A 16,647-nucleotide genomic window follows, 5' to 3' on the forward strand; every position below is an offset into this window, starting at 1 on the left:
GGGTTTTAGCCGTTTCTATTTACCTATCTCACACCCTATCCTAAAAACACAAAGGGGGCGGCCCGGGGGCGGTTCCCCCCAATCGTGCCCTGCCCGCACAACGACGACGAGGAGGGCCCGTGGACGGGTCCTCCTCGTCGGAAGTCGATCAGGGTGCGGCTCAGCCGACCTTGGTCTCGCGCTTCTCCTTGATCTTGGCCTTCTTGCCACGGAGGTCGCGCAGGTAGTAGAGCTTGGCCCGGCGCACGTCACCGCGGGTGACGACCTCGATGCGGTCGACGGCGGGGCTGTTGACCGGGTAGGTGCGCTCGACGCCGACGCCGAAGCTCACCTTCCGGACCGAGAAGGTCTCGCGCAGGCCGTCGCCCTGGCGACGGATCACGACGCCCTGGAAGACCTGGACCCGGGACCGGTTGCCCTCGACGACCCGCGCGTGCACCTTGATGGTGTCGCCGGCGCGGAAGCTCGGGATATCGGTCCGCTGCGACATTGCGTCGAGCGCGTCCAGCGTGTTCATCGCGGCAGTTCCTCGTCACTCAAGGCACGCCCGAATCCATGGCGCGCGAACGTAAAGATGATCAGGAGGTGCGCAGGCGTCGGCCCGCAGCAACCCCACTACTTTGCCACATCGACACCCGGAACCTGAAATCCGGTCCCCTCGAGCAGGTCGGGCCGCCGGGAAGCGGTGCGCCGCAGGCCCTCCTCGCGCCGCCAGCGGGCGATCTTGCCGTGGTCGCCGGAGCGCAGCACCTCGGGCACGTCCAGCCCCCGCCAGGTCGGCGGCTTCGTGTACATGGGCGCTTCCAGTACACCGGCGGAGTGTGACTCCTCCACCAGGGAGTCGGCGTTGCCGAGCACGCCCGGCAGCAGCCGGGTCACCGCCTCCATGACGACCAGCACGGCGACCTCGCCGCCGAACAGGACGTAGTCGCCGAGCGAGACCTCGCTCACCCGCATCCGGGTGGCCGCGTGGTCGATCACCCGCTGGTCGATCCCCTCATATCGCCCGCAAGCGAACAGAAGGTGCGACTCCGAAGAAAACTCGCGTGCGAGGTCCTGGGTGAACGGCACACCGGCGGGCGTGGGAACGACGAGATGCGTGGAAGGCGACGCGAGGGCGTCGAAGCACTGCCCCCACGGCTCGGGCCGCATCACCATGCCCGGACCGCCGCCATACGGCGTGTCGTCGACGGTGCGGTGCACGTCGTGCGTCCAGGTCCGCAGGTCGTGCACGGCGAGCTCGAGGATCCCGGTGCGGCGGGCCTTGCCGATGAGCGAAAGGTCGAGCGGGGCGAGGTACTCCGGGAAGATCGTGACGACGTCGACCCTCATAGGTCGAAGAGGCCTTCCGGCGGGGTGATGACGATCCGCCCACCCGGCACGTCGACCTCGGGCACGATCTCGCGGACGAACGGCACGAGGCCGGTGCGCCCGTCGACCAGCCGCACGACGAGCAGGTCGTGCGCCGGGGCGTGGTCGATGCGCAGCAGCTCGCCGACCTTCTCCCCCGCCACGTCGACGATCGAGAGACCGACGAGGTCGTGGTCGTTGAACTCGTCGGGGTCCGTCGGGGCGGGAATGTCGGCGCTGTCGACGCAGAGCAGCACGCCGCGCATGTCCTCGGCGAGGTTGCGGTCGTAGATGCCCTCGAACACGACGAGCAGCCGGCCCTGGTGCGGGCGGACCGACTCGACGGTGACGGTCGCCGGCGGGCGCCAGGCACCGGCCGGGACCTTCTGCAGATGCCGGACCGCCGTCGAGTCGGTCACCAGGACCGACCCGACGGCGAAACGATCTGCCGGATCATCCGTGCGGATGTCCACGACGACCTCGCCGCGGATGCCGTGCGCACGGAATATCTGACCGACGACGAGGAGCATGGATCAGTACGCGTCGACGATCTCGACGCGGACGCCGCGACCACCGATCGACGTGATCACCTGGCGCAGCGCCTTCGCGGTGCGACCACCGCGACCGATCACCGTGCCGAGGTCCTCCGGGTTGACCCGGACCTCGAGGCGCTGACCGCGACGGGAGTCGACCATGCGGACGCGGACATCGTCAGGGTTGTCGACGATGCCCTTGACCAGGTGCTCCAGCGCGGGGCGCAACACGTCAGGCCTCCGCGCCGGCGCCGGCACCGGTCTGCTCCTCAGCCTGCGCGGCCGGGGCCTCGGCCGGAGCCTCGGCCTCGGTCTTCTTCTTGGGCTCGGCCTTCTTCGCCTTCGGCGCCTCGGCGAGACCGGCGGCGGCCTGCGCCTCGGCCTCGTAGGTGGCGCGGCGGTCGGCGGCGACGGCCTTGACCTTCAGCGGCTCGGCCGGCGCGGGCAGACCCTTGAACTTCTGCCAGTCACCGGTCTTGGAGAGGATCGCCTGCACGGCCTCGCTCGGCTGCGCGCCGACCGACAGCCAGTGCTGGACGCGCTCGGAGTTGACCTCGATGCGCGAGGGCTCCTCCTTCGGGTGGTAAAGCCCGACGAACTCGATCGCCCGACCGTCACGCTTGGTGCGCGAGTCGGCGATGACGATGCGGTACTGCGGGTTGCGGATCTTGCCCATCCGCAGGAGCCGGATCTTGACGGCCACTTGGTTGCTCGCTCCTGGATCTGTGTGGAAGCCGAGCGAACGTCCGGACACCGTGGGGATTGGCGCCTTCGGCTGCTCTGATGGAAAGGACCCGACGCCGGGTTAGAGGGCTCGACGCGAAACCTGATACCAGCAGTCCATTGTGCCAGACCCGCTACCCACCGCAAAAACCGCGGTCCCAACCCTGCGGAAGATCCGGGACCGTCCAGCTCGCCGGCGGGGTGAAGTCGGTCCACGTGCCGTCGAACGGGAAGTCACCCGCCTCGATCTCCTTCACGACCCGCTCACCCTCGGCCCGCACGAAGGCCTCGTCGGGCACCCAGTAGTGCTCCGGCAGGGCGAGGCGCTCCAGGAACTCCTCCTCGTCCTTCCAGTGCCAGGTCCGGTCCGGGGCCGCCACGATGTCGAGGTCCCAGTCGGTGACGTCGACGCCGGACGCGCCGCCCTCGTCGCTCCAGCGGACCGCCGGGCGCTCCAGGTTGACGTACCAGTTCTTGAAGCGGTCCCGCTCGTCGTGGAACCACCAGACCGAGTGCGCCGGGTCGCCGGGCCGGTGCAGCTTGAGCACACCGGGCCCGTCCCAGGTGCCGTGCTTCAGCGCCGTGCCCCGGGTCACGAACTCGGCGAAGGGCATCGTGCGCATGCCGAAGCCGTCGCCGGAGACCTCGTTGACCACCGGGGTGCCCCGGGCGATCCACAGCAGCAGGCCGCGCTCGTCGTCGGAGACGACCCGGGCCGGCCGGACCCACCCGAGCCGGCCCAGGCGCACGTTGCGGTGCACGATGACCTGCCCGGGCGTGAACCTCACGCTCAACGACGCTCCCTCGGTCGGTCCCAGCCCTCGGCGACGGGCGGGGGGATGCTCCAGCCGGCCGGCGGCCGGAAGTCGGTCCAGGTGCCGTCGAAGGGCCACATGCCGGCCTCGATCGCCGGCACGACCCGCCGCCCCTGCTCCCAGACCGCCTCGGCGTCGCCCACCCAGTAGTGCTCGGGGAAGGCGAGGCGCTCGTTGAGCTCGTCCTCGTCCTTCCAGTCCCAGCGCCGGTCGGGCCAGACCCAGATGTCCAGGTCCTGGTCGGTCAGGTCGACGCCGGCCACGGCACCGTCGTCCCACGTGACGGACGGCTCCTCCAGGTTGACGTACCAGGCCCGGAAGCGACCGGCGGGGTCGAACAGCCACCACACCGAGTACGCGGCGCCGCGCGGGTTGAACTTGAGCGTGCTCGGTCCCCGGTACACATCCTGGATGATCTTCTTCGGCGCGAGCACCCACTCGGCGAAGGGCATGTCCCGCGGCCCCCGGCCGTCGGTGGTGACCTCGCGGATGAGCGGGCTGCCGGTCGCCATCCACAGGCGCAGCCCGAGCTCGTCGTCGGCGACGACCCTGGCCAGCGGCGCCCAGACGAGCGTGTCACGGGCGAAATGCCGGTGCAGCACGGCCCGTCCGGGGCTCAGCGTCACCTGACGACCCGGCCCTTGAGGACGATCCGGCGGGGACGGAGCAGCTCCGTGAGGTCCGCGCGGGGGTCGCCGTCGTAGACCACCAGGTCGGCCAGGCCACCCTCGACGAGGCCCGGGAAGCCCAGCCACTCGCGGGCGCCCCACGAGCCGGCCCGCAGCACGTCGAGCGCCGGCATGCCGGCCTCGTGGTGCAGCAGCAGCATCTCCTGGGCGGCGAGCCCGTGGGCGATGCCGCCACCGGCGTCACTGCCGACGTAGATCGGCACTCCCGCCTCGTGCGCCGCCCGCACCACCGACGGGAAGCGGTCCTTCAGCGCCAGCATGTGCTGGGCGTACGCCGGGAACTTGCCCGAGGCCGTCGCGGCGATCCCGTCGAACGTCTCGATGTTGATCATGGTCGGGACGAGCGCGGTCCGCTGCCGGGCCATGAGATCGATGTCGTCCGGCGACAGGCCGGTGCCGTGCTCGACGGAGTCGACGCCCGCGCGCACGAGCGCCGCGACGGACTCCTCGGCGAACGTGTGCACCGCGACGCGAGCCCCGGCGGCGTGCGCGGCGGCGACCGCGCCGGCCATCGCGTCCAGGTCCCAGGCCGGGGCGAGATCGCCGACGCCCCGGTCGATCCAGTCGCCGACGAGCTTCACCCAGCCGTTGCCGAGCCCGGCCTGCCGGGTGACCTCCTCGGCGAGCGACGCGGCGCCGACCTCGACGCCGATGTCGCGCAGGTAGCGCTTCGGCGGCGCCACGTGCCGGCCCGCCCTGGCCAGCCGGGGCATCTCCGGGTCGTCGTCGAGCATCGGGTACGGGATGGGCGACCCCGCGTCACGGATCGCGAGCACGCCCGCGGCACGGTCGACCAGCGCCAGCTCCCGGGCGGCGGCGACGCCGGCGGACGGGTGCCCGCCCGGCGCGATGCCCAGGTGGCAGTGCGCGTCGACGAGCCCCGGCAGCACGAAGCCGCCGTCGGCGACGGTCACGGCACCCGGCACGGGTGACAGCGTCACCCGGTCGCCGACGAGCCAGATGTCGGTCTGCGTGTCGTCCGGGAGGAGAACGCCCCGGACGTGCAGCGCCTCAGGACTGTCCGTCACGCTTCTGCAGCTTCGAGAAGTCGAGCTTCGGCAGCTTGAAGCCGGCCGGCAGCCCCGCCGCATTCGGGTCCATGGCCGCCGGGTCGAAGCCGGGCGGCAGCTGCGGCACGCCGCCGCCGAGCCGGGGCTGGCGGGCGCCGCCACCGCCGCTCTTGCTGCCCTTGCGCTTGTTCTTCGGCGACTTGGTGGCCTTGCGGCGCATGCCGGGCATGCCCATCATGCCGCTCATCTGCTTCATCATCTTCTGCGCGTCGGCGAAGCGGTTGAGCAGCTGGTTGACGTCGGTGACGGTGACACCGGAGCCGTTGGCGATGCGCACCCGGCGCGACGCGTTGAGGATCTTGGGGTTGGTGCGCTCGCCGGGGGTCATCGAGCGGATGATCGCCGTCACCTTGTCGAAGTGCTTGTCGTCGATCTCGGCGATCTGGTCCTTCATCTGCCCCATGCCCGGCATCATGGCCAGCACGTTGGCGATCGGGCCCATCCGCCGCACCGCCTGCAGCTGCTCGAGGAAGTCCTCCAGGGTGAACGTCTCGCCGCCCATGAGCTTGGCGGCCATCCGCTCCTTCTGGTCGTCCTCGAAGGCGGCCTCGGCCTGCTCGATGAGCGTGAGCACGTCACCCATGCCGAGGATGCGCGAGGCCATCCGGTCGGGGTGGAAGACGTCGAAGTCCTCGAGCTTCTCACCGGTCGACGCGAACATGATCGGCTGGCCGGTGACGTGGCGGACGGAGAGCGCCGCACCACCGCGGGCGTCGCCGTCGAGCTTGGACAGCACGACACCGGTGATGCCGACGCCGTCGCGGAAGGCCTGGGCGGTGGTGACCGCGTCCTGACCGATCATCGCGTCGATGACGAAGATGACCTCGTCGGGGTCGACGGCGTCGCGGATGTCGGCGGCCTGCTGCATCATCTCGGTGTCGATGCCGAGCCGGCCGGCGGTGTCGACGATCACGATGTCGCGCATCTGGCGGCGGGCGTGCTCGATCGACTCGCGGGCGACGCTGACCGGGTCGCCGACGCCGTTGCCCGGCTGCGGCGCATAGACCTCGACGCCGGCCCGGCCGCCGAGGACCTGCAGCTGGTTGACGGCATTGGGGCGCTGGAGGTCACAGGCGACGAGCAGCGGCTGGTGGCCCTGCGCCTTGAGCCAGCGGGCGAGCTTGCCCGCCAGGGTGGTCTTGCCGGAGCCCTGGAGGCCGGCGAGCATGATCACGGTGGGCGCGGTCTTGGCGAACTGCAGCCGGCGCGCCTCGCCGCCGAGCGTCGCGACCAGCTCCTCGTGGACGATCTTGATGACCTGCTGGGCCGGGTTGAGGGCCTTGGACACCTCGGCGCCGCGGGCGCGCTCCTTGAGCCGGGCGATGAAGTCCTTCACCACCGGCAGCGCGACGTCGGCCTCGAGCAGCGCGAGGCGGATCTCCCGCGCGGTGGCGTCGACATCCGCCTCGGTGAGCCGACCCTTGCCCTTCAGCTTCGTGAAGATGCCGGAGAGCCGATCACTCAGGGTGTCAAACACGACGAATCCGTCCTCGAGGTAGGCGCTGCTGCAAAGGGTAACCGACGCTACCCGGGCGTCGCCGCCTGCAGCACCGCGTCCGCCACCCGGGCGCGGTCGTCCGCGGACAGCTCCCCGGCCAGGTAGAAGGCGTCGACGACCTCGCCGCCGAGGGTCGAGATGCGGGCCGAGCGCACGTCGGCGCCGACGTCCTCCAGGGCGTGCGCGACCCGGAAGAGCAACCCTGGAGTGTCGGAGGCGCGCAGCTCCAGGACGGTGGCGGCGGTGGCGGCGCTCGCCGGCTGCCACACCACGCGCGGCGGGACGGTGTTGCGCTGCCTGGCGGAGCGCTCCCGGGCGGCGAGCCGCTCGGCGACGGGCAGCTCGCCCAGCACGGCGCGGCGCAGGTCACTGGCGACCGCCTCCCGGTCGACCTCCCCGCCGTACCGCGGCTGGACGGCGCAGACCATCCTGGCCAGGTCACCCGTGCTGATCGTGTCGGCGGCCACCACGTCGAGGCGGTGCAGCGACAGGCAGCCGGCCACCGCGGCGAGCAGCCCCCGCCGGTCCTGCGCGGTCACCGACACGACGTCGGTGTCGACGTGCACCGCGGGCAGCTTCCCGGCGACGGGCAGCGCGGCGGCCGGCGACGGCGGCGCCGCGACCACCCCGGTGTCCAGGGCCCGCTCGACGTGCCGGACCAGCTCGACGATGAGCCGGCCCTTCCAGTCGGACCAGGCGGCGGGCCCGGTCGCGGCGGCGTCGGCGCGGGCGAGCGCGTGCAGCACGGACAGGGTCGAGTGGTCGCCGACGGCGCCGGCGACCCCCGCGATCGTCCGCGGGTCGCTGAGGTCGCGGCGGGTCGCCGTGTCCGGCAGCAGCAGGTGCAGCCGGACGACCCGCTCGACCAGGTCGACGTCGATGGGCGGCAGGCCGAGGCGGGCGGCGATGGCGGCGGCGATCGGCGCGCCGACGGTGCTGTGGTCGCCGGGCAGGCCCTTGCCGATGTCGTGCAGCAGGCCGCAGAGCACCAGCAGGTCGGGGCGGTCGACGTCGCGGGACAGCTTCGTGGCGTGCCGGGCGGTCTCGACCAGGTGCCGGTCGACGGTGAACAGGTGCACCGGGTTGTGCTGGGGCAGGCTGCGGATCCGGGCCCACTCGGGGAGCCAGTTCACGACCAGCCCGTACCGGTCGCACGCCTCCCAGATCGAGATCATCGACGGGCCGCCGCCCAGGAGCGTGAGCAGGGCGTCGCGGGCCGGCGCCGGCCACGGCTGCGGCATCGGCGCGGCGAACTGGCCGAGCCACTCCAGCGTCGCGTGCGCGATCGGCAGGTCGGCGCGGGCCGCGGCGGCGGCGACGCGCAGCGGCAGCGACGGGTCGGGCCGCGGCGTCACGGCCGCCCGCGCGAGGACGACCTCGCCGTGCTGCTCGACGACGTCACGGGCGAGGGGCCGGCGCCCGGCGAGGCCGCGGGTGGCCGGCGAGGACCAGCGCTCGACCGCGCGCCAGGCGTCGTCGCTGGCGTAGGCGATGGTGCGGGCCGCCTCCGCGATGCGCCGCAGCACCTCGTCACGGTCGCCGAGGTCGAGCAGCTCGGCGACCTCGTCGCGGTCCTGGGCGAGCAGCCGGTCGACGCGGCGGCCCCGCACGGCGTGCAGCGCGTCCCGGACGTCGAGAAGGGTGCGGTACGCGCCGCGAACCGCCGGCCGGGGACCGTCGGCGACGCCGGCGAAGCCGATGCCGCGCAGCACGCCCACGTCGCGCAGGCCGCCCCGGGACTCCTTGACGTCGCCTTCGAGCAGGAAGGCCAGCTCGCCGTGGGCGTCCCAGCGGGCCTGGGTGAGCGCGCGCAGCGCGGGCAGCAGGTGCCGGGCCTCGCGCCGCCACTGCGCGACGGCGTCGGCGTGCAGGCGGTCCAGCAGGCGGCCGTCGCCGGCGACGAGCCGGGCGTCGAGCAGCCCGAGCGCCACCTTCAGGTCTTTTTGAGCCAGCTCCAGGGCCTGCTCGGGGGTACGGGTGGAGTGGTCGAGCGCGAACTTGGCGTCCCAGATCTGGTACCACATCCGCGTGCCGACCTCGTCGGCGGCGGCGGCGCCACCGGCGGAGTGGAGCAGGACGAGATCGAGGTCGCTGCGCGGGGCGCATTCGCGGCGGCCGAGACCGCCGACGGCGACCAGCGCGGCGCCCTCGCCGGCACCGCCCGCCAAGGTGTAGACGTCCGCGAGCCAGGAGTCGAGGGCCGCCGAGCGTGAGGCACGCGCGGCGGCGCCCGCCCCGGTCGAAAGGACCGGGGCGGGCGCCGGAAGTTGCGTCACGTCTGCCGGCTACAGCGCGTCGAGGCCGCGCTCGCCGGTGCGGACCCGGATGACCTCGTCGACCGAGGTGACCCACACCTTGCCGTCACCGATCTTGCCGGTGCGGGCGGCGGTGACGATGGCGTCCACGACCTTCTCGAAGTCCAACTCGTCGGTGACGATCTCGACGCGGATCTTCGGGACGAACTCCACCGTGTACTCCGCACCGCGGTAGACCTCGGTGTGGCCCTTCTGACGTCCGTATCCCTGAACCTCGCTCACGGTCAGGCCGGCCACGCCAAGCGCGTGCAGGGCCTCTTTCACCGCGTCGAGCTGGTACGGCTTGATGACCGCGGTCACCAGCTTCATGCCCATTCCCTCCGTCATCCCTCGACGCTAACCGGCAACTGATTCCGACGCCGGGGCTTGCGCCGCCGGTGCTGATGCACTTGCGCTTCCACCGATCCCCGCCAGGGCGAAGGCACCGGCCGAGCCGCCGCCACCACCCGGGTTGTGGAGATCGTAACCACTCTCCGCGTGCTCCGAGATGTCGATGCCCTCGACCTCGGCCTCCGCGCTGACCCGGAACCCGATCGTCTTCTCGATGATGAAGGCGAGGACGAAGGCGATCGCGAAGGAGTAGACCGTCACGATGGCGCTCGCCGCTGCCTGCGCGCCGAGCTGGGCCGCGCCGCCGCCGAAGAACAGGCCGTCCTTGGCGCCGACGACGTCGGTGATCGCCGAGTTGATGTCCGAGTTGGCGAAGAAGCCCAGCGCCAGGGAGCCGAGCCAGCCGCCGACGAAGTGGACGCCCACGACGTCGAGCGAGTCGTCGAAGCCGAAGCGGTACTTGAGGCTCACCGCGAGGGCGCAGACGATACCGGCGGCCAGGCCGAGCAGGACCGCGGCCCACGAGTCGATGAAGCCACAGGCGGGGGTGATCGCGACCAGACCGGCGATGGCGCCGGAGGAGGCACCGACCAGGGTCGGCTTCCGGTCACGAATCCACTCGACGATGACCCAGCCGAGCACCGCGGCGGCGGTCGCGACCTGGGTGTTGACGAACGCGAGGCCGGTCACGCCGTCGACCGTGAGCTCGGAGCCCGCGTTGAAACCGAACCAGCCGAACCACAGCAGACCGGCGCCGAGGGCGACGAACGGCACGTTGTGCGGCTTCATGCTCTCCCGCGGCCAGCCGATGCGCTTGCCGAGGACCAGTGCCACGCCCAGCGCTGCCGCACCGGCGTTGATGTGGACGGCGGTGCCACCGGCGAAGTCGAGCGGGTGCAGCTTCTGGAAGATCCAGCCACCGCCCCACACGTTGTGGGCGACGGGGAAGTAGACGAGCGTGGCCCAGCCGAACGCGAACAGCAGCCAGCCGGCGAACTTGGCCCGGTCGGCGATCGCGCCGCTGATCAGGGCGACCGTGATGACGGCGAACGTCATCTGGAAGACCATGAAGACGTACGTCGGGATGCCGATGCCGGACGGGTTCTCGTCCGTGGCCCCCCAGAACAGGTCCGTGTAGGTCTTGGAGCCCATGTAGTCGCCGAGGTTACCGATGAAGCCACCCAGGCTGTCCGTGCCGAACGAGGCCGAGAAGCCGTAGAACAGCCAGAGAATGCTGACGAGCCCGATGGTCGAGAAGCTCATCATCATCATGTTGAGGACGCCCTTGGAACGGTTCAGGCCACCGTAGAACAGTGCCAGACCCGGCGTCATGAGCAGCACAAGCGCTGTCGAAACCAGCAACCAAGCGGTGTTGCCGGTATCGATGGTCGCTTCAGGCACGCTGGCCTCCTAGTAGTCGAGATCCTCCCTCCCGACCTGAAGAAGCAGCGTCGCCCTTCCAGCCGGTTGCGCGAGAGCTTCCAGGGCCCACGTTTCGCGCACCGGCGCTGAGCGATTTCTAAGGCGTCACGTCATGTTTCCAGCGTGTGAAGAAACGCTCACACACACAAATAGCCCTATCGAAGGGCGTATTCGAGCGTGTGCCGTTCATAGTCGATGAGCCGCAGGTCACGGACCGGACGACGGAGATGTCCCTTGTGCACGATCCGCACGAAAGCGGGGTCTCCCGCGGCCGCCATGCGTCGAATTCCCTCGATGTGATCGACGATCCGTTTCCGGATGACGCGCACGAGACGGTGCCGGTCACGCGGGGTCAGCCCATACGCGTCGGCGAACATGCGCAGCCGCCGCGGCCGGTTCGGCCGCTTCCAGCCGAGGGTGTAGGAGTCGCGGTCGGAGAAGAGCGGCACCCAGGTCCACGCGGCATAGGCGACGTCGTAGATCCTGGCGCCCGGCGAGGCGAGGTCGAAGTCGATCAGCGACAGCGTCCCGTCGGGCCGCCAGATCACGTTGTGCGGCGCCGCGTCGTGGTGGCAGATGACCTCGGTGTCCGGCGGCGGCGGGCCGAAGGAGCGCCACACCGCGTTGGGCGGCGGGCGGAACCCGGCCTGCGCGTCGTGGAACATCCGCAGCATGGTCGCCACGGTGACCATCGCCTCGTCGGTCACCCAGTGCGGGGCGAGCGGATAGCTACCCGGCTCGCCCTCCAGGTAGGACAGGACCTCGCGGCCCCGCTCGTCTATGCCGAACGCCCGAGGCGCGCCGGTGAACCCGACATACTCCAGGTGCCGCAGCAGCGCATGCACCGCCGGCGTCCAGGGTCCGGCGTTGCGGCGCACGGTGTCTCCCGAGCGCACCACGACGGAGGTGTTTCCGCCGTGGAGGGGGATCTCCTGCTGCGTCACGTGTCGTCCTTCGCGTCCCGATCGAGCTTCGCGTGCCTTGCTTTCCGTCCGAGGTTACGCGTCCGTGCCAACGAGTGCGTCGACGAACTGCCGGGCATCGAAGGGCGCCAGATCGTCGGGGCCCTCGCCGAGGCCGACCAGCTTCACCGGGATGCCCAGTTTGCGCTGGACGGCGATGACGATCCCGCCCTTGGCGGTGCCGTCGAGCTTGGTGAGCACCACGCCCGTGACATCGACCACCTCGGTGAACACCCGCGCCTGCTCCAGCCCGTTCTGCCCGGTGGTGGCGTCGAGGATCAGCAGGGTCTCGTCGACCGGCCCGTGCTTCTCCACGACGCGCTTGACCTTGCCCAGCTCGTCCATCAGGCCGACCTTGTTCTGCAGCCGGCCGGCGGTGTCGATCAGCACGGTGTCCACACTCGTATCGATACCCCGTTTGACCGCGTCGAACGCCACCGACGCCGGATCCGCGCCCTCCGGGCCCCGGACCACCTCGGCGCCCACCCGGCTGCCCCAGGTCGCGAGCTGCTCGGTGGCGGCGGCGCGGAACGTGTCGGCCGCGCCCAGCAGGACCGTGTGACCGTCGGCGATCAGCACCCGCGCGATCTTGCCGCAGGTGGTGGTCTTGCCGGCGCCGTTGACGCCGACGACGAGCAGCACCGCCGGGCGCCCGTCGCGGGCGGTGGCGGCGAGGCTGCGGTCCAGGTCCGGCTGCAGCGCGGCGACCAATTCGTCGGCGAGCATCCCGCGCAGCTCCGAGGCGGTCGCGGTGCCGTGCACCCGGGCCCGCTCGCGCAGCTTCCCGACGATCTCCGTGGTCGCGGCGACGCCGACGTCGGCACCGATCAGGGTCTCCTCGACCTCGTCCCAGGTGTCATCGTCGAGCTTGTCCCGCGACAGCAGCGCGAGCAGGCCCTTGCCGAACACGTTCTGCGAGCGCGACAGCCTGGCCCGCAGCCGCACCAGCCGCCCGGCGGTCGGCTCGGGCACCTCGACCGGCGGGACCTCGACGGGCGGCGGGGCCTCGACCACCGGCGGCGGCGCCTCCACGGTCGGCGGCGGCGCCTGCACGACGGGCGGCGGGGCCTTCACCGGCGGCGGCACGGTCTTCACCGGCGGCGCCTTCGGCGGAGCGGGCGGCACCTGCTTGGTGGGAGGGGTGACGGTCGGCTTCTGCGCCGGCGGGAGGGTCGGTGGCTTGCGGAAACGGGGCGCTACCAGCGCGAGGGTCGCCCCGATCACCACGACGAGCAGCACCAGGCCGAAGACGATGTACGACTCCATGGCAGGAATCCTCCCAGACGACGCGCTCCGGGGCCTGCAGTGGCGCCAGGTCGGCCCACGCAGGATCATCTTCAGTGCACCTCGCACCACCACCGAAGTACCACCCGAAGCACCACCGAACGGTCCGCCCCTGCCCCGAAGCGCCCCAGCGGCGTCCTGGAGGTCAACAGACATGCCGGACGACGACCCCTCCCACTCGCTCGACCAGGACCACGGCCCACTGCTGCTGGGACCCGTGCTCCGCCGCGTCGAGGGCGACCGCGCCACGATCTGGGTGGAGACGTCACACCCGGCGACCGTCGAGGTCGACGCCGCGCCCGCCGGCGGATCAGCCCGCACCTTCACCGTCCACGGGCACCACTACGCCCTGGTCGTGGTGTCCGGGCTGCCGGAGGACGCGGTCACGCCGTACAGGGTGAGCATCGACGGCTCGGTGGTCTGGCCGCCGCCGGACAGCCACTCGCCGCCCTCGGCGATCCGCACGCGACCCTCGGGCGCGCCGGTCCGGCTGATCTTCGGCTCCTGCCGTGAGTCGAGCCCACTGAGCGTGACCCGGTTCCCACCCGACGCGCTGGACGCCTACGCGGGCCGGCTCATCGAGTCGATCAACGCCGACGCGCCCACCGAGTGGCCCGACCTGCTGGTGCTGCTCGGCGACCAGGTGTACGCGGACGAGACCCCCGAGAAGATCCAGAAGTGGCTCCGCCGCCGCAAGCGCCGCGCCGACGCGCCGAAGAAGCAGGTGGTGGACTACCACGAGTACACGAAGCTCTATCTTGACTCGTGGGGCGACCCGGAGATCCGCTGGCTGCTGTCCACCGTCCCGAGCGTGATGATCTTCGACGACCACGAGATCATCGACGACTGGAACACCTCCGACCGGTGGCGCGCCAAGATGGCCGACCTGTCCTGGTGGGAGCAGCGCATCCAGGCCGGCCTCTCCTCCTACTGGGTCTACCAGCACCTGGGCAACATCGCGCCCAGCGCCCTCGACGACGACTTCGTCTATGCCGCGGTCATGCGGGCCGGCGGCGACGCCACCGGGGTCCTGGACGCCTTCGGCACCCGCGCGGACCACGAGCCCACCGCGTACCGGTGGAGCTACGCCATCGACATCGACCGCACCCGGCTGATCGTGGTCGACAACCGCGCCGCCCGCGTGCTGGAGCGCGGCCACCGGGCGATGCTCCGGGAGTCGGAGTGGCAGTGGCTCACCGAGCGGATCCCCGGCGACTACGACCACCTGCTGATCGGCTCCTCGCTGCCGTGGCTGCTGCCGCCGGCGATCCACCACCTGGAGGCCGCCACCGAGCGGATCGCCGAGTCGCCGCGCGACTGGGTGTCGAAGTTCGGCGAGAAGCTCCGCCAGGCGGTCGACCTGGAGCACTGGGCGGCGTTCACCCGCTCGTTCGACGCCTTCACCGCCCTGCTGCGCAAGGTCGGCGCGGGCGAGGGCGGCGTCTCACCGGCCCCGGCGACGATCAGCGTGCTGTCCGGTGATGTTCACCACTCCTACGCGGCCCGCGCGGACCTCGGCCCGTCCGTCGTCAGCCCCGTGCACCAGCTGACCTGCTCGCCGGTGCACAACGACATGCCGAAGTACATCCGACCGGCGATGAAGTTCGGCTGGAACCCGCCCGCCGCGAAGCTGATGCGGGCCCTCGCCCGCTCCGTGGGCCTGCCCCCGCCGCCGGTCCACTGGGGCAAGACCGCCGACCCCTACTTCGGCAACGCGGTCGGCGTGCTCCTGCTCGACGGCCGCTCCGCCCACGTCATGATCGAGGGCACCCGCCCCGACAAGACCCTGGGCAAGGTCGCGTCGCTGCAGCTGAGCTGACCTTGCCCAGGGCCGGCACACCCGGCCTGGCCGGCCGGGTGTGCCGCGCGGCTAGGCCGCGTACGCCTCCAGCTCGAAGATCCGGGCGGCGGTGTCGCTGTCGCTCGTCGGGGTGATCACGTTCAGGCGGAGATGTCGTGCCGTCCGCGGGGTGAACGTGTGCGTGGTGGTGTTCGCGGTGTTGCCCCGCACCTGGGCGACGGTCGTCCAGGTGTCGCCGTCCAGGCTGGTCTGCAGGTCGAAGTCCTTCGTGTTCCAGCTGGCCTTCTCGCCGCCCGCCCCCGAGTGCCGCAGGACGATCTTGCCGACCTGCTGGTTGGAGCCCAGGTCGACGCGCAGCCACTTGTTCGCGCCCAGCGCGCACCACTTGTCCGACAGGCCGCCGGTCCAGCTGCCGTTGACCGCCTTCGCCGGCGCCTCGGCCGCCGCGCACTGCGACGACGCCGTGGCCGCCTTGTTCAGGGCCAGGTTGGGCGCGGACGCGGTGTCGGGCACGAAGAGCTTGATGTCGGTGAGGCTGGCGGATCCCTCGTACACGTTGGTGTAGAGGTCACCGATCACGAACGAGTCGGGGTAGGCGGAGCCGGACGGCCACTGGTTGGGCCACGTGGTGCTGCCGAAGTCGTCGTTCTGCACCAGGTTGCCGTTGAACTGGCCGTTGTACCCCGCCGCGGTGGTGTTGTAGTGCCAGATCGGCACGTTGTTGACGACGAAGTCGCGGTGGAAGCGCAGCGTCCGCTGCCCGGAGCGGGCGAAGTTGCCGCTCGCCTCGAGCGTGTAGCCGGTCGCGTCGCGCTCGATCGCGAACGTGTAGTACTCGTTGGGCATCAGCTCCGGCTGCAGCTCCCCGGCGCTGGACAGCTGGTTCTCCGCGGCGCCGCCGGAGCAGCTGGTCATGAACCACTGGGAGTTGCCGGGCAGGCCGCCGGCGCCCGGGTTCCAGTTGGGCATGCCGGAGATCCACATGTTGACGGTGTTGAAGTTGCCGTCGCGGTAGTTGTAGTACGTGTTGTTCGAGGCGTTGCAGACCCGGCCGCCGGTGCCGGACCCGACCCGGTCGGGGTGCTGGGAGAACGAGTCCATCAGCACCTTGCGGTGGTAGTGCCAGAAGTGGTTGTTGCGCGGCGCGGGGTTGGCGAAGTCGACGATGGACAGGAAGTGGAAGCCGTTGTACCCGTAGGGTCCGGCCCGCACGTCCTGCCACTCGCAGTAGGGCACCGACGCGTCGCCGCTCCAGCCGGGGCTGTTGGAGCCCTCGCCCCACGGGTGCTGGGTCTTGCAGCCCGCGGTCGAGTAGCCGTTGACCCGGCCGTTGTAGTTGATGGTGCCGTTGCGCTTGCCGCCGAAGTCGATCGTCTTGAGCTTGTACTCGATGCGGTACTGGTCGGGCAGCGCCTGCGTCGGGCGGAAGATCGCGCCGCCGGTGCTCTCGGGCACGTTGAGGACCGCGGCGCTGGCCCCGCCGACCGTGGCGGTGGTGATCGACGGCGGCGCCTCCAGCACGCCGTCCTTGTTGAAGTCCCGGGCCGACAGCGAGGCGGTGAGCCAGCCGTTCTGCCCGACGGTGAACTCCTTGCGGTACGTGTCGAACGAGTTGAACTGCGCCGTCCAGGCGGGCCCGTAGTCGTTGCGGTACCACTGCCCGGCGTCGTCGGTGATGGTGTCGAACGGGTTGGCGTAGGTCTCGCGGACCCACGGCGCGTTGCCGGTGTTGATGGGCTGGGCGAAGTTCTCGGAGTAGAGCAGCCGCCAGGTCGGTGCCGCCGCGGCGGGGGCGACCGGGATCGCGACCAGCGAACCGGCGACCAGGGCACCTGCGAGCAGTCGTCTCATGTGG

General features: G+C 71.2%; 16 protein-coding genes. 1 reads left to right on the plus strand and 15 read right to left on the minus strand.

Going from position 1 to position 16,647, the window contains the following annotated elements; all coding sequences use genetic code 11:
• Nucleotides 1-160: 160 nt before the first annotated feature.
• The 14 genes from rplS to ftsY all read right to left on the minus strand — a co-directional run bounded on the left by rplS (nt 161) and on the right by ftsY (nt 12,973).
• Nucleotides 161-517 (minus strand): 50S ribosomal protein L19, encoded by a 357-nt coding sequence (rplS, locus tag AB0J72_RS03535; RefSeq protein WP_033357828.1) that lies wholly within the window; start codon nt 515-517, stop codon nt 161-163.
• Between the two features lie 98 nt (nt 518-615).
• Nucleotides 616-1,332, minus strand: coding sequence for a tRNA (guanosine(37)-N1)-methyltransferase TrmD (trmD, locus tag AB0J72_RS03540; protein ID WP_363393988.1), 717 nt, complete (start codon nt 1,330-1,332; stop codon nt 616-618).
• Entirely contained in the window at nt 1,329-1,880 is a 552-nt protein-coding gene (rimM, locus tag AB0J72_RS03545) for a ribosome maturation factor RimM (protein WP_363393990.1), read from the minus strand. The genes trmD and rimM overlap by 4 nt, the downstream gene beginning before the upstream one ends.
• A 3-nt stretch (nt 1,881-1,883) precedes the next feature.
• Nucleotides 1,884-2,141, minus strand: a complete 258-nt coding sequence (locus AB0J72_RS03550) for an RNA-binding protein (RefSeq protein WP_033357826.1) — start codon at nt 2,139-2,141, stop codon at nt 1,884-1,886.
• On the minus strand, nt 2,116-2,586 hold the full coding sequence (gene rpsP / locus AB0J72_RS03555) for a 30S ribosomal protein S16 (protein ID WP_360559628.1): 471 nt from the start codon (nt 2,584-2,586) through the stop codon (nt 2,116-2,118). The genes AB0J72_RS03550 and rpsP overlap by 26 nt, the downstream gene beginning before the upstream one ends.
• Nucleotides 2,587-2,740: 154 nt before the next feature.
• Nucleotides 2,741-3,394: a DUF402 domain-containing protein gene (locus AB0J72_RS03560; protein WP_363394638.1), complete on the minus strand. Its 654-nt coding sequence runs from the start codon at nt 3,392-3,394 to the stop codon at nt 2,741-2,743.
• A 2-nt stretch (nt 3,395-3,396) separates the two neighbouring features.
• Entirely contained in the window at nt 3,397-4,047 is a 651-nt protein-coding gene (locus tag AB0J72_RS03565) for a DUF402 domain-containing protein (protein WP_363393993.1), read from the minus strand.
• Nucleotides 4,044-5,138 carry an amidohydrolase family protein gene (locus AB0J72_RS03570; protein WP_363393995.1) on the minus strand — a complete coding sequence of 365 codons (1,095 nt, stop codon included), beginning with the start codon at nt 5,136-5,138 and terminating at the stop codon, nt 4,044-4,046. The genes AB0J72_RS03565 and AB0J72_RS03570 overlap by 4 nt, the downstream gene beginning before the upstream one ends.
• Nucleotides 5,122-6,657 (minus strand): signal recognition particle protein, encoded by a 1,536-nt coding sequence (gene ffh, locus AB0J72_RS03575; RefSeq protein ID WP_363393996.1) that lies wholly within the window; start codon nt 6,655-6,657, stop codon nt 5,122-5,124. The genes AB0J72_RS03570 and ffh overlap by 17 nt, the downstream gene beginning before the upstream one ends.
• Before the next feature lie 47 nt (nt 6,658-6,704).
• Nucleotides 6,705-8,954 (minus strand): [protein-PII] uridylyltransferase, encoded by a 2,250-nt coding sequence (locus tag AB0J72_RS03580; RefSeq protein WP_363393998.1) that lies wholly within the window; start codon nt 8,952-8,954, stop codon nt 6,705-6,707.
• Between the two features lie 9 nt (nt 8,955-8,963).
• On the minus strand, nt 8,964-9,302 hold the full coding sequence (locus tag AB0J72_RS03585; RefSeq protein WP_033358035.1) for a P-II family nitrogen regulator: 339 nt from the start codon (nt 9,300-9,302) through the stop codon (nt 8,964-8,966).
• 27 nt (nt 9,303-9,329) lie between these two features.
• Nucleotides 9,330-10,724, minus strand: a complete 1,395-nt coding sequence (locus AB0J72_RS03590) for an ammonium transporter (protein ID WP_363394000.1) — start codon at nt 10,722-10,724, stop codon at nt 9,330-9,332.
• A gap of 176 nt (nt 10,725-10,900) precedes the next feature.
• Nucleotides 10,901-11,689: an aminoglycoside phosphotransferase family protein gene (locus AB0J72_RS03595; protein ID WP_360559622.1), complete on the minus strand. Its 789-nt coding sequence runs from the start codon at nt 11,687-11,689 to the stop codon at nt 10,901-10,903.
• A 54-nt stretch (nt 11,690-11,743) separates the two neighbouring features.
• Nucleotides 11,744-12,973, minus strand: coding sequence for a signal recognition particle-docking protein FtsY (ftsY, locus tag AB0J72_RS03600; RefSeq protein WP_354888750.1), 1,230 nt, complete (start codon nt 12,971-12,973; stop codon nt 11,744-11,746).
• Between the two features lie 172 nt (nt 12,974-13,145).
• On the opposite strand from ftsY, the gene AB0J72_RS03605 reads away from it, so the two are divergent.
• Nucleotides 13,146-14,810 (plus strand): alkaline phosphatase D family protein, encoded by a 1,665-nt coding sequence (locus tag AB0J72_RS03605; protein ID WP_363394003.1) that lies wholly within the window; start codon nt 13,146-13,148, stop codon nt 14,808-14,810.
• Between the two features lie 51 nt (nt 14,811-14,861).
• Here AB0J72_RS03605 and AB0J72_RS03610 read toward each other — a convergent pair whose 3' ends face one another.
• On the minus strand, nt 14,862-16,643 hold the full coding sequence (locus AB0J72_RS03610; protein WP_363394005.1) for a discoidin domain-containing protein: 1,782 nt from the start codon (nt 16,641-16,643) through the stop codon (nt 14,862-14,864).
• Nucleotides 16,644-16,647 lie beyond the last annotated feature (4 nt).

This window comes from Dactylosporangium sp. NPDC049742, assembly GCF_040674675.1.
GTDB classification, from domain to species: Bacteria; Actinomycetota; Actinomycetes; order Mycobacteriales; family Micromonosporaceae; genus Dactylosporangium; species Dactylosporangium maewongense.

Excerpts from the sequence above, each read along its gene's own strand:
- AB0J72_RS03610 (WP_363394005.1), bottom strand. The coding sequence starts at position 16,643 with ATGAGACGACTGCTCGCAGGTGCCCTGGTCGCCGGTTCGCTGGTCGCG.
- AB0J72_RS03605 (WP_363394003.1), top strand. The coding sequence starts at position 13,146 with ATGCCGGACGACGACCCCTCCCACTCGCTCGACCAGGACCACGGCCCA.
- trmD (WP_363393988.1), bottom strand. The coding sequence starts at position 1,332 with ATGAGGGTCGACGTCGTCACGATCTTCCCGGAGTACCTCGCCCCGCTC.
- rplS (WP_033357828.1), bottom strand. The coding sequence starts at position 517 with ATGAACACGCTGGACGCGCTCGACGCAATGTCGCAGCGGACCGATATC.
- AB0J72_RS03585 (WP_033358035.1), bottom strand. The coding sequence starts at position 9,302 with ATGAAGCTGGTGACCGCGGTCATCAAGCCGTACCAGCTCGACGCGGTG.
- ftsY (WP_354888750.1), bottom strand. The coding sequence starts at position 12,973 with ATGGAGTCGTACATCGTCTTCGGCCTGGTGCTGCTCGTCGTGGTGATC.
- rimM (WP_363393990.1), bottom strand. The coding sequence starts at position 1,880 with ATGCTCCTCGTCGTCGGTCAGATATTCCGTGCGCACGGCATCCGCGGC.